The organism is Cupriavidus necator, from assembly GCF_040578825.1.
In the GTDB taxonomy this organism is placed as follows: domain Bacteria; phylum Pseudomonadota; class Gammaproteobacteria; order Burkholderiales; family Burkholderiaceae; genus Cupriavidus; species Cupriavidus necator_E.
The window spans coordinates 26,393-43,565 of record NZ_JBEFLI010000003.1 but is presented as its reverse complement, the minus strand read 5'-3'; the positions used below and the strand labels follow the sequence as shown (position 1 = coordinate 43,565).

13 protein-coding genes and 2 pseudogenes are annotated in these 17,173 nt (G+C 62.9%); 9 read left to right on the top strand and 6 right to left on the bottom strand.

Annotated features, from left to right (window positions below; translation table 11 throughout):
- Positions 1-285: 285 nt before the first annotated feature.
- The 3 genes from AB1I47_RS02735 to AB1I47_RS02725 form a co-directional block, all read right to left on the bottom strand.
- Positions 286-1,431: a porin gene (locus AB1I47_RS02735; protein ID WP_354682244.1), complete on the bottom strand. Its 1,146-nt coding sequence runs from the start codon at positions 1,429-1,431 to the stop codon at positions 286-288.
- Between the two features lie 174 nt (positions 1,432-1,605).
- Positions 1,606-2,853: a serine hydroxymethyltransferase gene (gene glyA, locus AB1I47_RS02730; RefSeq protein ID WP_354682243.1), complete on the bottom strand. Its 1,248-nt coding sequence runs from the start codon at positions 2,851-2,853 to the stop codon at positions 1,606-1,608.
- Between the two features lie 356 nt (positions 2,854-3,209).
- Positions 3,210-3,413 (bottom strand): hypothetical protein, encoded by a 204-nt coding sequence (locus AB1I47_RS02725; RefSeq protein WP_354682242.1) that lies wholly within the window; start codon positions 3,411-3,413, stop codon positions 3,210-3,212.
- A gap of 209 nt (positions 3,414-3,622) precedes the next feature.
- On the opposite strand from AB1I47_RS02725, the gene AB1I47_RS02720 reads away from it, so the two are divergent.
- The 8 genes and pseudogenes from AB1I47_RS02720 (at position 3,623) to AB1I47_RS02685 (ending at position 13,010) form a co-directional block, all read left to right on the top strand.
- The gene (locus AB1I47_RS02720; RefSeq protein WP_354682241.1) at positions 3,623-4,912 is read left to right on the top strand and encodes a quaternary amine ABC transporter ATP-binding protein; all 1,290 of its coding nucleotides are present in this window, start codon (positions 3,623-3,625) and stop codon (positions 4,910-4,912) included.
- Entirely contained in the window at positions 4,909-5,790 is an 882-nt protein-coding gene (locus tag AB1I47_RS02715; protein WP_354682240.1) for an ABC transporter permease, read from the top strand. Before AB1I47_RS02720 ends, AB1I47_RS02715 begins: the two co-directional genes overlap by 4 nt.
- 62 nt (positions 5,791-5,852) lie before the next feature.
- A complete protein-coding gene (locus tag AB1I47_RS02710) occupies positions 5,853-6,734 on the top strand; it encodes a glycine betaine ABC transporter substrate-binding protein (RefSeq protein WP_354682239.1) in 882 nt (293 codons plus the stop codon).
- 169 nt (positions 6,735-6,903) lie between these two features.
- The gene (locus AB1I47_RS02705; RefSeq protein ID WP_354682238.1) at positions 6,904-7,791 is read left to right on the top strand and encodes a dihydrodipicolinate synthase family protein; all 888 of its coding nucleotides are present in this window, start codon (positions 6,904-6,906) and stop codon (positions 7,789-7,791) included.
- 6 nt (positions 7,792-7,797) lie between these two features.
- On the top strand, positions 7,798-9,129 hold the full coding sequence (locus tag AB1I47_RS02700) for an NAD(P)/FAD-dependent oxidoreductase (RefSeq protein WP_354682237.1): 1,332 nt from the start codon (positions 7,798-7,800) through the stop codon (positions 9,127-9,129).
- Between the two features lie 16 nt (positions 9,130-9,145).
- Positions 9,146-10,639 (top strand): aldehyde dehydrogenase, encoded by a 1,494-nt coding sequence (locus AB1I47_RS02695; protein ID WP_354682236.1) that lies wholly within the window; start codon positions 9,146-9,148, stop codon positions 10,637-10,639.
- A 202-nt stretch (positions 10,640-10,841) separates the two neighbouring features.
- Positions 10,842-11,852 (top strand): LysR substrate-binding domain-containing protein, encoded by a 1,011-nt coding sequence (locus AB1I47_RS02690; RefSeq protein WP_354682235.1) that lies wholly within the window; start codon positions 10,842-10,844, stop codon positions 11,850-11,852.
- A 65-nt stretch (positions 11,853-11,917) separates the two neighbouring features.
- Positions 11,918-13,010 (top strand): annotated as a pseudogene (locus tag AB1I47_RS02685) (GlxA family transcriptional regulator).
- An 86-nt stretch (positions 13,011-13,096) separates the two neighbouring features.
- On the opposite strand, the gene AB1I47_RS02680 reads toward AB1I47_RS02685, so the two are convergent.
- On the bottom strand, positions 13,097-14,101 hold the full coding sequence (locus AB1I47_RS02680; RefSeq protein ID WP_407935788.1) for a Bug family tripartite tricarboxylate transporter substrate binding protein: 1,005 nt from the start codon (positions 14,099-14,101) through the stop codon (positions 13,097-13,099).
- 45 nt (positions 14,102-14,146) lie between these two features.
- Complete coding sequence (locus tag AB1I47_RS02675; protein ID WP_354682234.1) at positions 14,147-15,310, bottom strand: M20 family metallopeptidase; 1,164 nt, start codon at positions 15,308-15,310, stop codon at positions 14,147-14,149.
- A gap of 81 nt (positions 15,311-15,391) precedes the next feature.
- Here AB1I47_RS02675 and AB1I47_RS02670 point away from each other — a divergent pair, with 81 nt between their 5' ends.
- The gene (locus tag AB1I47_RS02670; protein WP_354682233.1) at positions 15,392-16,333 is read left to right on the top strand and encodes a MurR/RpiR family transcriptional regulator; all 942 of its coding nucleotides are present in this window, start codon (positions 15,392-15,394) and stop codon (positions 16,331-16,333) included.
- Positions 16,334-16,339: 6 nt separating this feature from the next.
- Here AB1I47_RS02670 and AB1I47_RS02665 read toward each other — a convergent pair.
- Positions 16,340-17,125: pseudogene (locus AB1I47_RS02665) on the bottom strand (nucleotidyl transferase AbiEii/AbiGii toxin family protein).
- Between the last annotated feature and the right edge of the window lie 48 nt (positions 17,126-17,173).

Genomic DNA, 17,173 nt, shown 5'->3' with positions numbered 1-17,173 from the left:
GGCGAGGCGGCGGTTGTGCCTGCGCATGCCAGCGAAGATGGCGTCGGCGAGATCCATGGGGAATCCCGGCGGCAGAGCGCCGCCGCGGTGTCAGGACGATGACGGTAGCAGTGGCGGGCGCCGGCCTGAGCGCCGAGCAGCTCGCTGACCTTTACAACTTAGAAGGCGACGGCGACCACCAGCAGCCCACCTACGTTCAATTCGGCATCCGATGATAGGGGCTCACCGCGTTCTCGACGACCTTGACACGGTCATTCAGCCAGCAGGTCAAGGCCGCACGCCCGATCAGAAGAAATGCCGGATCGCCGCGCGAACGAGCACCTGATTCCGGTTCGAGGAGACATTGGCTGCACCGGGGACATAGGCGGTATCCAGAACGGTACCGGTCGTATCCCCGCCGACGCGCTGGTATACGGCCTGCAGGTAGATATCGGTGCGCTTGGACAGCAGATAATCGCCCATCAGGCCAACGGAATGGTAGACCGGATGCTGCTTGCCGGAGGTGGCATTGAAACTCGCGCGCGTGTAGGTGTACATGGCACCGACCCAGTACGAGGGGCTGAACTGATACTTGCCGTTGATCTCGAAGTTCTGGAACCGCAGCGACGACAACGTGCCCGCCGGCGGGGTAATCGCTCCGACATAGCCGGAACTTTGCGGATCCCTGACATTGGTATTCGAATACACCAGGCCCACAGCAGCGGGACCAAACGTATAGGTGGCCCCCGCGCCAAACATCTTCAGCTTGCTGGCGAGGAAGTTCTGGTCGCCGCCGTTGTTGATGGCGCCATACGACGTCGAGGAAGGACTGTCGGCCTGCAGGTAAGCCGCCGCCAGCAGCAAGCCGCCGTTGGTGTATTGCGTGCCGACGCTGAACTGGCGGTTCTTGGCAAAATTCACGTCATCGCTGAAGCTGTAGGTACCGCCGAACTTCAGCCCACCCAGCGACGGGCTGGTGTACTTCACCGTGTTATTGACCCGGAATGAATACACCATGTTGTCGTTGTCGTACGGGTGGCCGAACGCGTAACCGCCCCAGCTGCCGGCAACCGATGTCTGGGACAGGTAATCCACCATCGAGTCGTACTGGCGCCCGGCAGTGATGGCGCCGAGCCTGTCGCTCGACACACCGACGTATGCCTGGCGGCCGAACAAAAGGCCGCCCTGCGCGGAGCGGCCGTTGTCCACGTTGAACCCGCTCTCGAGCTGGAACAGCGCCTTGACGCCGCCACCAAGGTCTTCGGTGCCCTTGATACCCCAGCGGCTGCCATGCGGGAAGCCGCTCGCCAGCTCGAATACGCGGTCACCTCCCACGTTGTTGGTGTAGTTCAGGCCCTCGTCGAGCACCCCGTACAAGGTGACCGAGCTTTGCGCGAACGCGGGTGCAGCAATGGCAGACAACAGCGACACAGCAAACAATTGCTTCTTCATATCGACCTCCCAGGCCATTTTCATGTCTTTGTGTGTTTAAGAAACGCCTTCTACTTCTACTGCTTTGACGCATTCCGCCGAGTCTTGCGGCCCGCCCGGCTCAGTGGTCTGTCTTGAGCAATTGAACGGACGTGCCTGCGTCCGCAGGCATGCCCGATCGTGACGGTCAGCCGATCAGCGATAGACCGGGAAACGCCCGGTCAGCTCGGCTACCTGCGCGCGCACGCGCTCGATCGTCGCCGCGTCTTCCGGATTCTCAAGCACGTCGGCGATCAGGTTGCCGACGTGCTCGGCTTGGGCCGTGCCGAAACCGCGCGTCGTCATCGCCGGCGAGCCGAGACGGATGCCGCTCGTTACGAACGGCTTTTCGGGGTCGTTCGGGATCGCGTTCTTGTTGACCGTGATATGCGCCGCACCGAGCGCCGCTTCGGCAGCCTTGCCGGTGATCTTCTTGGCGCGCAGGTCGACCAGCATCACGTGGCTTTCGGTACGGCCCGACACGATGCGCAGGCCGCGCTTCACGAGCGTCTCGGCGAGCACGCGCGCGTTGTCTAGCACCTTCTGCTGATAGGCCTTGAAATCCGGCGACAGCGCTTCCTTGAACGCGACCGCCTTCGCGGCGATCACGTGCATCAGCGGACCGCCCTGGATGCCGGGGAAGATCGCCGAGTTGATCTGCTTTTCGTACTCGGCCTTCATCAGGATCACGCCGCCGCGCGGGCCGCGCAGGCTCTTGTGCGTCGTCGTCGTGACGAAGTCGGCGTGCGGCACCGGGTTGGGGTAGACGCCCGCGGCGATCAGGCCCGCGTAGTGCGCCATGTCGACCATCAGGTATGCACCGACCGATTTCGCGATCTGCGCAAGGCGCTCAAAGTCGATCTTCAGCGCAAACGCCGACGCGCCCGCGACAATCAGCTTCGGCTTGTGTTCCTGCGCCAGCTTCTGCGCAGCTTCATAGTCGATGTCTTCCGCTTCGTTCAAGCCGTAGCTGACAACGTTGAACCACTTGCCGGACATATTGACCGGCGAGCCGTGCGTCAGGTGGCCGCCTTCGGCGAGGCTCATCCCCATGATGGTGTCGCCCGGCTTCAGCATCGCGAAGAACACGCCCTGGTTCGCCTGCGAGCCCGAATTCGGCTGGACGTTCGCCGCTTCGGCACCGAACAGCTGCTTTACGCGGTCGATCGCGAGCTGCTCGACGATGTCGACGTGCTCGCAACCGCCGTAGTAGCGCTTGCCCGGATAGCCTTCCGCGTACTTGTTCGTGAGTTGCGAGCCTTGCGCGGCCATCACGGCGGGGCTCGTGTAGTTCTCCGAGGCAATCAGCTCGATGTGAGCTTCCTGGCGGCCATTCTCTTGCTGAATCGCTTGCCAGATCTCGGGATCGAGGTTTTCGACGGTACTGGTGGCTCGATTGAACATGCTGTTTCCAATAGCGGGTGAAGAGATGTCCTGTCGGACGGTTATTGCATCTGGGCGCCAGCGATATGGCGCAACGGACAGAAGCCTGAAGATGGCTGGCGGCGCGGGGGCCGGGAGACACGTTGTTGTCCCACGGGCGCCATTTGAAAAGACCTGCGGTGTTTCTGCTAGAACAATTACGACAAATCGATAGGACGAACCGAGCGCACCAAAAAAAGATGCGGCGCACCAAAACACGATGCGAGCGCCCTAAAAAGGTGTTTTTGGATCAAAAGCGTGAAAGTGCCTTTGTGGCGCCGCACAAACCGCGCGCTTTCTCGGTACTTTCCCGTAATGCCCGGCATCCGGATTTTCCCTTAATGGCCCATTTCAGCCCCACCGGCGAAGCGGTCCGGGACGCATGCCCGCATGCCGCCCTCGATCGCCCGTGGGGCCGCGCCGGCGTTGGGTTTGCGCGGCATTCGGGTTGCCGCCGGACGCCGGATCAGCGGTGCCACGCGGTTCGATGCATTACCAAAGGTATGGGAAAGGGCAAAGAAAATGTAGCTGGGAGCCGTCATTTGGATTGCTACAGTGCGGTCACTGCATAACGCCCCGGCAACGCGAGAGCGAACTCGAATAATCGATGCATTAGCGAGTGGTGGTGATGCGTGCGATTTTCGGCGGCCTTGATTTAAGCGCTCGCTGAATCGCCAGACACGGGTTTCTGCTCATTAGCGGAAGGTCGGCAGCCTCAATCCTTTTTGAACCAGCCAGTTGGGATGACAGAATGGCTCGAAATCTGACGTTCGCGCCCGGCGACGTAGTATTGCCAGGCGTAATCAACACTGACGGCGTGCCGTCGATAGCGCGGCCGGTGGCCGTATCCGGCGCTGACATTCTGACGGTCAAGGACCTGTCGAAGGTCTTCGGTCCCAAGCCCGAACGCGCGCTCGAGCTGATGAGGCAAGGTCTCGGACGGAACGATATCTTCGCCGAGACCGGCAACATGGTCGCGGTCAACGACGTGACCCTGAGCGTCAAGGCCGGCGAGATCTTCGTCATCATGGGGCTGTCGGGGTCTGGTAAATCGACGCTCGTCCGACTGCTCAACCGGTTGATCGAGCCGACGTCTGGTCAGGTCATTCTCGAAGGTCGCGACATCGCTCCGATGTCGACGCCGGAACTGCGGGCCGTGCGCCGCCAGCGTATGGCCATGGTCTTCCAGTCCTTCGCGCTGTTGCCGAACCGAACGGTGCTCGACAACATCGCCTACGGGCTCGAGGTCGCGGGCGTCAAGAAGGCGGCACGGTATGAAGTGGCGCGCGCCGCGTTGCAACGTGTCGGTCTGGGATCGTACGAGAAGCTGCTTCCGAGCGAGCTTTCCGGCGGCATGCAGCAGCGAGTGGGGCTTGCCCGCGCGCTCGCCGTGAACCCGTCCGTGCTTCTGATGGATGAAGCGTTCTCGGCGCTCGACCCGCTGATCCGGTTCGAAATGCAGAACGAGTTGCTGCGTCTGCAAAGGGAAGAGCAGCGGACGATCGTCTTCATTTCTCACGACATTGAAGAGGCGGTCAAGATCGGCGGCCGCATCGGCATCATGAAGGACGGCTGCCTGATACAGGTCGGCACGCCCGCCGAGCTTATTCAGTCGCCGGCGGACGAGTACGTGCGGGACTTCTTCCGCAACGTCGGCGTGTCGCGCTTCCTCAGGGCATCCAGCCTGATGACCAGGGTCGGCCGTGGGCTGATTCTGTGCGATGCAGGCGCGCCGTCCGAACGCTACCTCAACCAATTGATCGACAGCGGCGCCGAATGCGGCTACGCATGCGACGAGTCGGGCCGGTTCCTGGGCTGCGTGACGGCGGCTACGTTGCACAAGTGCGGCAATCGTCCGATCCGGGAAGCATTCCTGCGGGATATCAACAGTGTTGCGATGGACACGGATCTGCATCAGCTCGCCGCTATCGCGCTGAATCAGGAACACGATGTTCCGGTGATCGATGCCGGCGGGAAGTTCGCAGGCGTGGTGTCTTGCCGGACGATACTCAAACAGGTGATGGAACGGAGGGCAGCATGAACGCGTCGGTTATCGGGAAGTTTGCAGAGAGCGTTGTCAATTTCCTCTTTCAGGATTTTCGCGGCGGATTCGATGGCTTTTCGGCAGCGCTGGGCGCAGTGGTGAAGCTGCTTGAAGACGGGCTCGCTGCGATTCCTTTCATTGCAATGACCGTGATCCTGGTCGGGCTCGCGTTGTGGCGTCGCGGTGTCGTGTTTGCGGTCTTTGTCGGCATCGCGTTCTTCGTCATTCACTACATGGGCCTGTGGGCCCAGACCGTATCCACGCTGGCGCTCGTCATCGCGGCGACGTTCTTCAGCCTGGTGATAGGCGTGCCGCTGGGGATCTGGGGGGCACGCAGCAACCGGGTGGGCGTCATCTTGCGCTCGCTGCTCGATTTCATGCAGACGATGCCCGCCTTCGTCTATCTGATTCCGGCTGTCATTCTGTTCGGTCTGGGGCGTGTACCGGCAGTGATCGCAACCATCGTGTTCGCGATGCCTCCAGTCGTACGCCTGACGACGCTCGGTATCCGCCAGGTGCGCGAGGAGCTGATCGAAGCCGGGCGCTCGTTCGGCAGCACCGACTGGCAGCTTCTCTGGAAGATCCAGCTGCCCAACGCATTGCCGTCCATCATGGCCGGCGTGAACCAGACCATCATGATGGCGCTTTCGATGGTGGTGGTCGCTTCGATGATCGGTGCGGGCGGCCTAGGTGAGTACGTGCTGAGCGGCATTCAACGTCTGGACATCGGCATCGGTTTCGAAGGCGGCCTCGGGGTTGTGTTGCTTGCCATCGTGCTCGATCGCCTGACGGAAAGCTTCGGCGTGAAAGCGAAGAAGGCCAGGCCGGCTTCGCGGGCGGGCAAAGCGGGCGCGCGTGGCGTGGCGCAAAGCTGAAGACACGCTACATGAATGTGTCCGTCGTCTTAAGGACTTGGTTGATTACAAGGGGGTACCAGATGAAAAGCAATGGGTTGAAGTCGCTTGTCGCGAAATTTGTGGTGTCGACGGTCGTTGCCTTCGGCGCCGGCGTGGGCTCAACGTCGGCCGCCGAGCCGATCAGGATGGCGGTGACCAACTGGGCGGACGTCCAGGCGGTGGCCAATGTCGCGAAGTACGTGCTGGAGACTCAGCTCAAGCAGCCCGTTCAGTTCGTGCAAGCCGATATCGGCATCCAGTTCCAAAGCGTGGCGCGTGGCGACCTGGACATCATGGTGGGTGGCTGGCTGCCGGTAACGCACGCGACGTACTACGCGAAGTACAAGAACGAGATGGATGACCTCGGCATCATTTACACCGGGGGCAAGAACGGCTGGGCCGTGCCGGCCTACATCCCGGAGTCCCAGTTGTCGTCGATCGACGATCTGAGCAAGCCGGAGGTGAAGAGCAAGCTGAGCGGGACCATCCAGGGCATCGAGCCGGGCGGCGGCCTGATGCAGGCGTCAGAGAAGACCCTCAAGGCCTACAACCTTGACGGATACAAGCTGCAGGCCTCGAGCGAAGCCGGCATGCTGGCCGGCGTGTCGCGCGCATACCAGTCGAAGCAATGGGTCGTTGCGACAGCCTGGAGCCCGCATTGGCTCTTCCAGAAATGGCAAATGCGCTACCTGAAGGACCCGAAGGGTACGTTGGGCGGCGAGGAGCAGATTCACGCGTTTGCGTCGAAGAAGTTCACCAGCAAGTTTCCCCGTGCGGAGGGGTTCTTCAAGCGTTTCAGGCTGACGCTGGCCGAGGTCGAGGCGATCGAACTCGAAGGAAACACCACCAATGACTACGCGACGGCCGCAAAGAAATTCGTCGAGGCCAATCCGGACAAGCTGAAGGCCTGGTTGCAGCAGTAAGCCGGTTTCGCGCTTCTTCCAGACGAAGACCCGACCGTCACTTCCGGCATCCGGCCTGGCACGCCAGCCGGCACCACGTGTTTCTTCAAACTGCCAGTCCACTGCAGCCGAACAGATATCGAGAGGCGCGCAGCGGTTCTGGCGAACTGACCAAGAAATAGGAGTTGAAATGAATTTCGAGGGCGTACATACACCGTTGGTCACCCCGTTCAACGCGGACGGTGAAATCAACCATGATTTGCTGGGCAAGCATGCGGCCGATCTGGCCGGTCGGGTCGCCGGTCTCGGCATCGGTGGAACGACTGGCGAATACTACGCGCTGAGTTTCGACGAGCGCGTGCGGACGTTCAACACCGTCGCCGAAGCGGCTGGCGGCAAGACGGTGCTGACTGCGGGAATCAACGCGACCACGACGAAGGAAGTGATTCGCCTGGGCCAGGAAGCGAAGCGCGCGGGCCTGTCGGCGTTGCTCGTCGCTGCGCCGTACTATGCCCAGCCGACGCAGGGCGAGCTTCTTGCGCACCTGCTGAAGGTCGACGATACGCTCGACATGCCGATCATGCTGTACAACTTTCCGGCGCGCACGGGTACGGAAATCAGCGACGGCATCCTCGAGACGCTGCTGGAGCGGCCGAACTTCATCGCAATGAAGGAAAGCACCGGCGATATCTCGCACCTGCATCACCTTGCCACGCGTTTCGGCGACAGGCTGGTGCTGAGCTGCGGGATGGACGACCAGGCGCTAGAGTTCTTTGTCTGGGGCACCAGGAGCTGGGTAGGGGGCGCGTCGAACTTCCTGCCCGAAGCGCATACCGCGCTGTTCGACGCCTGCGTGAAGCGAAGGGATTTCGCAAGCGGGCGCGAGCTGATGGCGAAGCTTCTGCCGGTGCTCGAACTGCTTGAGCGTAGCGGCAAGTTCATCCAGTACGTCCGCTACGGCTGCGAGCTGGCCGGTCTGCCCGTAGGCGCCGCGCGCGCGCCGCTCGGTTCGCTGTCGGAAGAAGAACGCAATGCGTTCGCGCAGATCGTCAAACCCCTGATGCGCAACGATCAGTAAAGGAAAATGGCCTCGAATCTGGAATTCGCGCGGTTTCCTGCGCCTGATGGTGTCAACGGGTGGTGGGAAAGCCTTCCGCCCCCGTCGCCCGCCAGCAAGATATCGTCGGAGCATCGATACGACTGGGTGGTGGTCGGCGGCGGCATCACCGGACTTTGTGCCGCTCGCCGGCTTGCCGAGCTTGCGCCCGGTGCGTCGATCGCACTGGTCGAGGCGGATCGCATCGGACGCACAACGGCCGGACGAAATTCCGGATTTTTTGTCGACTTGCCGCACGACATCAGTAGCGAGAGCTACTCGCGCAGCATCGAAGAAGACCAGGCCGACGTTCGGTTCCAGCGGCACGGGATCGATTATGTGCGCTCGATCGTGCGTCGGCACAACATCGACTGCGACTGGCGGGACGATGGCAAATTCCATGCGTCGGTCAACGCGAAGGGCGAAGCCGCGCTCGCCCATTTTGCGGACGGATTGGCCCGCATCGGTGAATCGTTCGAGTGGCTCGATCAGGCGGGGATTGGCGCGGTGACGGGAACGGATTTCTATCGCGGCGCGCTGTTCACGCCCGGCTGCAGCACGGTGCAGCCGGCTGCGCTGATGCGCGGCCTGGCAGCGACGCAGCCCGAAAACGTGAAGGTTTTCGAGTTGAGCGCGGTGACGGAGATCGAACATCGCGGCAACGCGAAAGTGCTGCACTTCGCTGGCGGCAGAATCGTCGCGAATCAGGTGATTCTCTGCACGAATGCCTACGCAGCAACGTTCGGCATGCATCCGAACGGTTTGTTGCCCGTTTATACGTTTGCCTCGATGACGCGCGTGATGAACGCGGACGAGGTCGCCAGCCTCGGTGGCGCACGTTCATGGGCATTGATTCCCGCCGATCCGATGGGCACGACCGTGCGTCGGCTGATAACGGATCGCATTTGCGTGCGCAATCATTTTGCGTTTCGCCCCGGGCTGCAAGTGTCGCAGGCCGATCTGGAAAAGGCAAAGAGCTTGCATCAGCGCTCGTTCGACCGCCGATTCCCGATGCTCAAGGGCGTGGAACTCGAATACACGTGGGGCGGGCCGCTCTGCCTGTCGGCGAATAATGGTGCGCTGTTCGGCCGCCGCGGCGACGGCATCTTCGAGGCGGTCGGTTGCAACGGCCTTGGCCTGAGCCGAGGATCCGCGTCCGGCAAGCTGATCGCCGAATATGCGTTGGGCCAGTCGAGCGAACTCGTCCGCCAGTTGCTGAATCAGCCGGAGCCGCGTTGGCTGCCGGTTCGTCCGATCGTCGACGTGGCAGTGTCGGCGGCGATTTGGGCAAAGGAATTCTCGGCTGGAGCCGAACTTTAGTCTGGGAGGACACGACATGACGACTTATCAGGAATGGAAGCAGAAGGCGCAGGCGTTGTCGCTCGACGGAAGAGCGTTCATTGCCGGGCAGAGGTGTGCAGCTGCGTCGAATGAAACGTTCCGCACGCTCAATCCGGCGTCGGGAAACGTGCTGGCCGAGGTGGCGAGGTGCGATGACAAGGACGTGAATCGCGCGGTGGCAGCGGCGCGGGGAGCATTTGAATCGGGCGTGTGGTCACAGGCCACACCGGCTCACCGGAAGTCGGTGCTGCTTCGGTTGGCGCAACTGATCGATGAGCATTCGGAGGAACTGGCGCTGCTCGAAGCGCTGGAGGCCGGCAAGCCGATCGGCGAATGCCTGGCGCTGGATATTCCCGAGTCTGCCGCATGCATTCGCTGGCATGCCGAAGTGACAGACAAGCGGTACGATGCGCTGTCTCCCTCCGGATCGGACGTCGTCAGCATGATTACTCGTGTACCGATCGGTGTCGTCGGCGCGGTGCTGCCGTGGAATTTCCCGGCGCTGATGCTGGCCTGGAAGACCGGCCCTGCGCTGTCGGCGGGTAACAGCGTGATCGTCAAGCCGGCAGAGCAGACGTCGCTGTCGACGCTGCGCATCGCCGACCTCGCACTCGAGGCGGGGGTGCCGCCGGGGGTCTTAAGCGTCGTCCCGGGCTTCGGAGAAGGCGCCGGGCAGGCGCTGGGACGCCACCCCGACGTCGATCTCGTCGCATTCACCGGTTCGACCGCGACCGGAAAGCGTTTCCTGCACTACTCGGCGGAGACGAACCTGAAGCGCGTGGTGCTCGAGTGCGGCGGCAAGAATCCGCAAGTCATTCTTCCTGACGTCGCGAATCTCGATGCGGTTGCCGAGCAGGCCGTCGCGGCTGCGTTCTGGAACATGGGCGAGAACTGCAGCGCCGGCTCCCGGATCATCGTCCCGACGTACAAGAAGGCGGAACTGCTGGAGAAGGTTCTGACGGTCCTTGCGCTCTGGAAGACCGGCGATCCGCTCGACCCGGAAGTAAGGCTCGGTGCGCTGATCGAGGAGAAGCACTACGAGAAAGTGCTGGCGCATATTGAACAGGCGAAGGAGGAGGGTGCTCGCGTGGTATGCGGCGGCCGCGCAACGCTGAAGGAGTCCGGCGGATGGTTTGTCGAACCGACGATCTTCGATCAGGTGACGCCTGAGATGCGCATTGCGCGCGAGGAAGTGTTCGGCCCGGTCGTCTGCTTTATTGAATACGAGGATGTCGAAGACGCGATCCGGATCGCGAACGACACGTGCTACGGGCTTGCCGCATCGCTGTGGACGGACAACGTCAACAGTGCCCACAAGGTCGCAGCTCGCATCCGCGCTGGCACTGTGACCGTGAACTGCTTCGGCGAGGGGGACCTGACGACGCCGTTCGGCGGCTTCAGGCAATCGGGCTTCGGCGGGCGAGACAAGTCTGTCTACGCGCACGACCAATATTGCGAACTGAAGACAACCTGGCTGAAGCTCGATTGAACGCTGCGACACCATTCGCCAGCCGCGCCCCTGCGAGGGCTAGGCGAGTTGAAAAAGGGATGCCCCGAGGATGGATCACGCCGGCAATGCATTGCACTATGATTCGTGGCACGACAGTTGCGTTGCCAGCAGCGGCCCGGTCAGCCGGATGACCGGCACTTCCTCCGACGCGCCGGTGCGAGCCCTTTTGAGAGTGACAGCCATGTTGAAGAAGCAGCCATTTGCAGACAGACTCCTCGCGCAGATGCCGTCGCTGCGGGCACTCCGGTGCTTCGTGACGGCGGCCAGATACGAGAGCTTTACTCAGGCGGCGGAGGTGCTGTGCGTGACGCAGGCGGCAATCAGCAGGCAGATCAAGGAACTGGAGGACTCGCTTGACGTGGCGCTGTTCGAGCGCACCGGTAGGCACATCGCGCTGACCGATGCGGGACGCATCCTGTACAACGCATCGTATCTTTCGATCATGAACATCGCGGAAGCGGCCGAGGCGGTGCGTCGTACGGAAAGGCATGCATTGACGGTCTGCGTGTCGCACACGTTCTCCGCGCTGTGGCTGTCGTCCCGGCTGCCGGCGTTTCGCAAGCGGTTTCCCGATATCCGGTTGCACGTGATGGTCACGGAGCACTTCATGGAGTTGGACGAACTGATGGAGCCGGACGTCATCATCACGAAGAATCCGCCGCGCGAGCAGGAATTCGAAGTCGAGCCGTTATTCCACGATGTCGTTTACCCGGTCTGCAGCCCGTCGTTCTACGAACGGCACTTTCGCGCGAGGACGCTGAAGCCGCTGGACCTGCTGTCGCATCCCACGTTGAACCTGTCGCTGCTGGGGCGCGCCCAGGTGTGCGAGCACGTGGACTGGCGCGTGTGGCGCAACTGGTTTCAGCAAGGCGACGGCACGGACACGTTTGTCGAGAACAAGCATCTGGAGAGTAACGACTATCGGCTCCTCGTTGCGCAGGCCGAAGCCGGCGAAGGGACCCTCCTCGGCTGGCATCACCTTCTGCATCGCCAGATCGAGCAGGGGAGCCTGGTACGACCGGTTCCGGATGCGCTCGTGTTTCGTGACCGTCATCACTATCTGATTACACACAAGAACGCGCAGCCGCGGGCCGAGTATCGGCAGTTTCGCGAGTGGCTCGGCGAGGAAGTCGACGCGATGATGCGCGAATGGCCCGAAGGCGGAGTCGAAGTCGCCGAAAACAGGCGATGACGTCAACTCCCGGACGGCGCCACCGGACGTCGAATGTTCGTTGTTCTTGATTCACAGGCAGTCCCATGGTTCGCCGCTCGCCGGACGCCGAGGCTGGAGCCTCAGACGCCGAGGCTGGAGCCTCAAGGCAGCTCCGCTTCGGAATCGTCCTATTGCCCAACTTCACGTTGACCGCATTCTCGGGCTTCGTCGATCTTCTCAGGCTGGCGAGCGATGAAGGCGACCTGAGCAGACCGGTTCGTTGCTCATGGACCATCGTCGGAGAGAGTCTCGTGCCGGTCCGGGCCAGCTGCGGCATTCAGATCACGCCGTGGACGACGTTCGAGGATGCGACAGCGTTTGATTATGTCGTGATCGTCGGCGGGCTGCTTCATTCGGGCCCGTCGGCCAGCGAGGGGACACTAGCGTTCATTCGCGCGATGGCCGATACGTCCGCCACGCTCGTCGGAATCTGCACGGGTGCGTTTGCGCTTGTGCGAGCGGGTGTGATGAGCGGATATCGGGTCTGCGTCAGCTGGTTTCACTACTGGGACTTCGTCGAGCGTTTCCCGCGCGCCGACGAACGCGATCTCGTGGCTGACCGGCTCTTCGTGATCGACAGGCGGCGGATCACCTGCTCCGGAGGCCGTGCGTCGATCGACGTCGCCGCGGCCATCCTGCTGCGCCATGTCGAGGCCACGATCGTCCGGAAGGCGCTTCGGATCCTGCTGGTCGACGACGCCCAGAAAGGCAACGCGCCGCAACCGCATCCGCCGGGGCTGGAGCCCGCAACACATCCGAAGGTGCGGCGCGCCATTCTGCTGATGGAGCAGCATATCGGCCAGCCGCTGAGCCAGACCGGAGCTCGCGTACCGGCTCGAAGTGTCCGTCCGGCAGCTAGAGCGCCTATTCGCCACCGAAACGGGCAAGTCGCCCCGCGTATATGCGAGGCAGATCCGCATGCGAATGGCATCGTGGCTGTTGACGAGTTCCGACCGGACGGTCGCCGATATCGCGACGTCCTGCGGATTCTCCGATGCGTCGCACCTCGGTCGCGAGTTCAAGAAGGAATTCGGGGAAACGCCAAACGCGTATCGTGCGACGCGGCTGCCGACTCCGTGCGATATGGTCTTCGACAACCCGGCGCAGGATACCGACAACCCGGCGCAGCATACGTGACCGCGTGCCGGGACGAAGATGTGCCTGGCACGCGGAATCTGGATCGATATGCGCCGAGATGTTGGTGGATCGTGTGGGCCCGTTCTTTATTCCGCCGTAATCTTGGCGCGCCGAACCACCTCCCCATACCGCTGCAGTCGCTCGGCCATCATCCGCTCGAATCCGGCCGGCGACATCTCTTCGGGCGGGATCACGCCGCGGGCGCGCAGCGCTGTCTGCATGGCGGGATCGGCGGCGGCCTGGCGCACGGCCTGGTAGAGCTTCTGCACTACCGGCTCGGGCGTGCCAGCGGGCGCGGCAATGCCGGTCCATGAACTCAGGTTGAGTTGCGGATAGCCCAGCTCGGCCAGGGTCGGTACGTCGGGAAGTTGCGGCAGGCGCTGTTCGGAAGCTACCGCCAGGGCGCGCACTTTGCCTTCCTTGACGTGGGGCAGCATGATCACCAGGTTGTCCAGGATGAACTGGACTTCGTTGCTCAGCACCGCCGTGATGAGTTGCGTGCCGCCACGGTAGGGAATGTGCGTGGCATAGATGCCGGTGTTGGCCTTGAGCATCTCCACATTGAGCTGGCCCATGCTGCCAACGCCGCCGCTGCCGTAATCGAGCTTGCCCGGATTCTTTTTCGCGTAGGCGATGAACTCGGCGAAGGTGCGCACCGGCACGCTGTTATGCACGATCAGGGCGTTCGGCTGGCGCCCCAGGATGGCGATATTCTCGAAGTCCTTGAGCGGGTCATAGCCCAGCTTCGGCTGCGTCAGGGGATTGGCCAGGTGGCTGCTTTGCGATGACACCACCAGCGTATAGCCATCGGGCTTGCTGCGTGCCACGGCTTGCGTGGCCACCGAGCCGCCGGCGCCGGGGCGGTTGTCGACCACCACCGGCACGCCGAGAATGCGCGACAGCGGCTCCGAGTACTGACGCGCCATGATATCCACCGAACCACCTGGCGGAAAGGGCACCACCAGCGTGATGGGGCGCGAGGGATAGGCGGCACTCTGAGCATGCGCAGCCAGCGGCATGAAGCACGCCAGCGCGGCGGCGCTCAGGTTGGTACGAAGGAAACGGCGGCGGGAGAAGGGCACGTTCTGCATGGTGGTAATCAATGTGGGAAACAGGCGCTGGCGGAGACCCCGGACTCAGCGCAACTCCAGGATGGCGAGCGCCAACGCCTGCGCTCGGGGCACAAAGGTGGAGAGTTCGCAGTACTCGCGCTCGGTGTGCGCATGGCCGCCAACCGGGCCGGTGCCACACAGCGTGGGGGTGCCCACCGAGGCGGTGAGCCCGCTGTCGGCGGCGCCCCCAGTGAACTCGCCTTCGACCGAAAAGCCCAGCCGCTGCGCGCCGCGCTGGTACAGCGCAAGCAGCGGCTCGGGGGTCTGGGCCATCGGCATGGTGCGGCGCATGGCGGTGATCCGTCCGCGGGTGCGTGGCAGCGATTCGGCCTCGACGATGGCGCGCACTTGCTCATACAGCGCATCGACATCGGTGTCGGCGGTAAAGCGCAGGTCGATCTGGGCCTCGGCATGCGGCGCCACCATATTGGGCACGATGCCACCCTTCACGCAGCCGACATTGGTGGTGATGCCGCGCGCGGCATCCGTCAGCGCATGCAACGCCAGGATCTTCCGCGCGAGCGCCTCAATGGCACTGGCGCCATGCGCGTGGTTGATGCCCGCGTGCGCCGCCACACCCTCAACCTCGAACTCGACCACCATCGACCCTTTGCGCCCGGTAACCAGGTTGCCACTGACGCGGCCGGGTTCGGCGTTGAACACGGCCCGCGCGCCGCGCGCGACGTCCATGATCCGCTCGCGGGTGGCGGGCGAGCCGATTTCTTCGTCGCAGGAAAAGAACAGTCGCACCGGCAAGGCATTGCCGCCGCAGCGCGCCAGGGCTTCCGCGACGAAGACATTCATCACCAGACCGGATTTCATGTCGGCCACGCCCGGCCCATAAGCGCGCCCGTCCGCCACGCGAAAAGGCCGCCGCGCCGCTGTGCCGGCGGGAAACACCGTGTCCATATGGCCCATCAGCAGGATCGGCGCACCATCACTGGCGCCGCGGACTTGCGCGTCCAGGCAGACACCGTAGCCCGGCACCGTATGCAGCGTGACCGGGATGCCCGCGGCCTCCAGGCGCGCGCGCAGGATGTCTGCCACCGCGGTTACGCCGGCTTCCTGCTGGCTGCCGCTGTCGATATCGACAATGCGCTGCAGCAGCTGCTGCATTGCGGCCTGCTGTCCGTTCAGCCATCCGATGGCTCCGTCCACTGCCTGCGCAAGGGTCTCACTATCCGTCATTTAACGCTTCCTGCCCTGAGGTGAATGGAATATTGCAAAGATGGTATGATCTTGCAATACGCATTGCGAGGTGTCAACACCATGAAAGACCGACAGGAGGTTGCGCAGGGAGCCACCTTGCTCGAGCGTCTGGCACGCGAAGCGGCCGCGCTCACTGTCCGGGAGCGCGGACTGGCCGATACGCTGAGCCGCGGCTACCCCCATGTGCTGCTGGAATCCGCCACCGCACTGGCGGCTCAGCACGGCACCAGCGCCTCGACGGTGGTGCGGCTGTTCGCCAAGCTGGGCTATGCCAGCTATGCCGATGCTCAGCGCGAGGCACGTGCCAGCGTGACGGCGCTGCTGCCGACCGCGGGACAGCGGGCGCCGGCCGTCATCGGCAGCAAGCGCACGCTGCGCGCCTGCCTTGACGATGCGCTGCGGCATGACCAGCACAACCTGGCGGCCACGCATGAATCGATGGATGTCGCTGCATTCGAGGCGATAGCAAGGCTATTGGCCGAGCCGCGCGGACGGCTCTTTGTGCTGGCCCAGAAAAACAGCGCGCCTGTGGGCGCATGGCTGGCGCTGCATCTGAACATGTGCCGCCCGCGGGTGCAGGAACTCGGCGTCGGCGCGGTGACCGCCACGGACGCCATGCTCTGGGCCGAGCCCGACGATGTGCTGCTCGCCTTCAGCATCCGCCGCTATTCCAGTGCGCCGGTCAGCATCGCCCGCGTATTCCGCGAGCGCGGCGCACGGGTCGTGGCGATCTGCGACAGCCCGGCCGCGCCGCTAGTCCCGCTGTCGGACCACCACCTGCTGGTGCGCACCGCCAATGCATCGCCGTTCGATTCGTACACGGCGGCCTTCTTCCTGTGCAACGCACTGGTTTCGGCGGTCGCGCAACTGCGCCGGCCGGCTGTGATCAAGGCGCTGCAACGGCGGGATACGCTGTGGGAGGCTTTTGAGGGCGAGCTGGTCGATGGTGGGCGGCGCGGCACGTCTGGCACCGCGGAGGCGGTCGTGCAGAAGGGGTCATAACCCTGATTACAGTCGTTGGGCCAGGGCTTGCCTCTGTTCAAAAAATTTCCTGGGGCTCTTGCGCGCCAGTTGTTCAAGGTTGTGTAGTTTCCATCGGAGTGCAGGGAGATTCTCTGCGTGGGCGACATTGAGCGCGGCCCAATCGGGGCTTCCTGCGACCAGCGAAAGCAAGAATTTCCGTTCATCCACATCCAGTCCGGATTGCAGTTCCTGCACCATCCGATGCCGCGTGGCCAGCAACGTATCGAGGCCGACCGGTTCCGCAGTCATGCCGTTGAAGTTGTGAAGGAATTCCAGCCGGATGTCGCGCATGGCGGGAAACAACACTTCGTGCACAGTCGGTTGTGGCTGGCGAGATACATCACAAACGCACGTCGGATTCCCGGTGTGATCCCTTCATGCAGAAACAAAGGCATGACGTCAAAGAGGTCGCGAGGGTGCTGTCGATCCATGGCGGCCACGAGCTTGCCGCCATACACGTCCTCCAGCGACACGACAGGGATCTCCAGATCCGTCAGCAGCGTGTCGCGCGCCAGCGGTGTCAGGCTGGCTGCGCGCGCAGGGTGTACTGTTCCCCGGATAACGAAATTGACCTCGATCTTGACCTCGATCGCTGCGCGCCGCACCAGGAGCTTCGGCAAACACAAGGTCGAGGTCCACCGACAAACGCGGCATATCGCGCACGAACAGATTGATTGCCGTGCCTCCCTTGAGCGCAAATGTCTCGTCAACGAAAACGAACGGCGCAATTTGTGTGAGGAGGCGGGCAGTGTCGAGACAGGTTCGGTTCATGGCTTGAGCACCAGCAACCGACACCCAGGCACGGGCGCTACCGGTGGG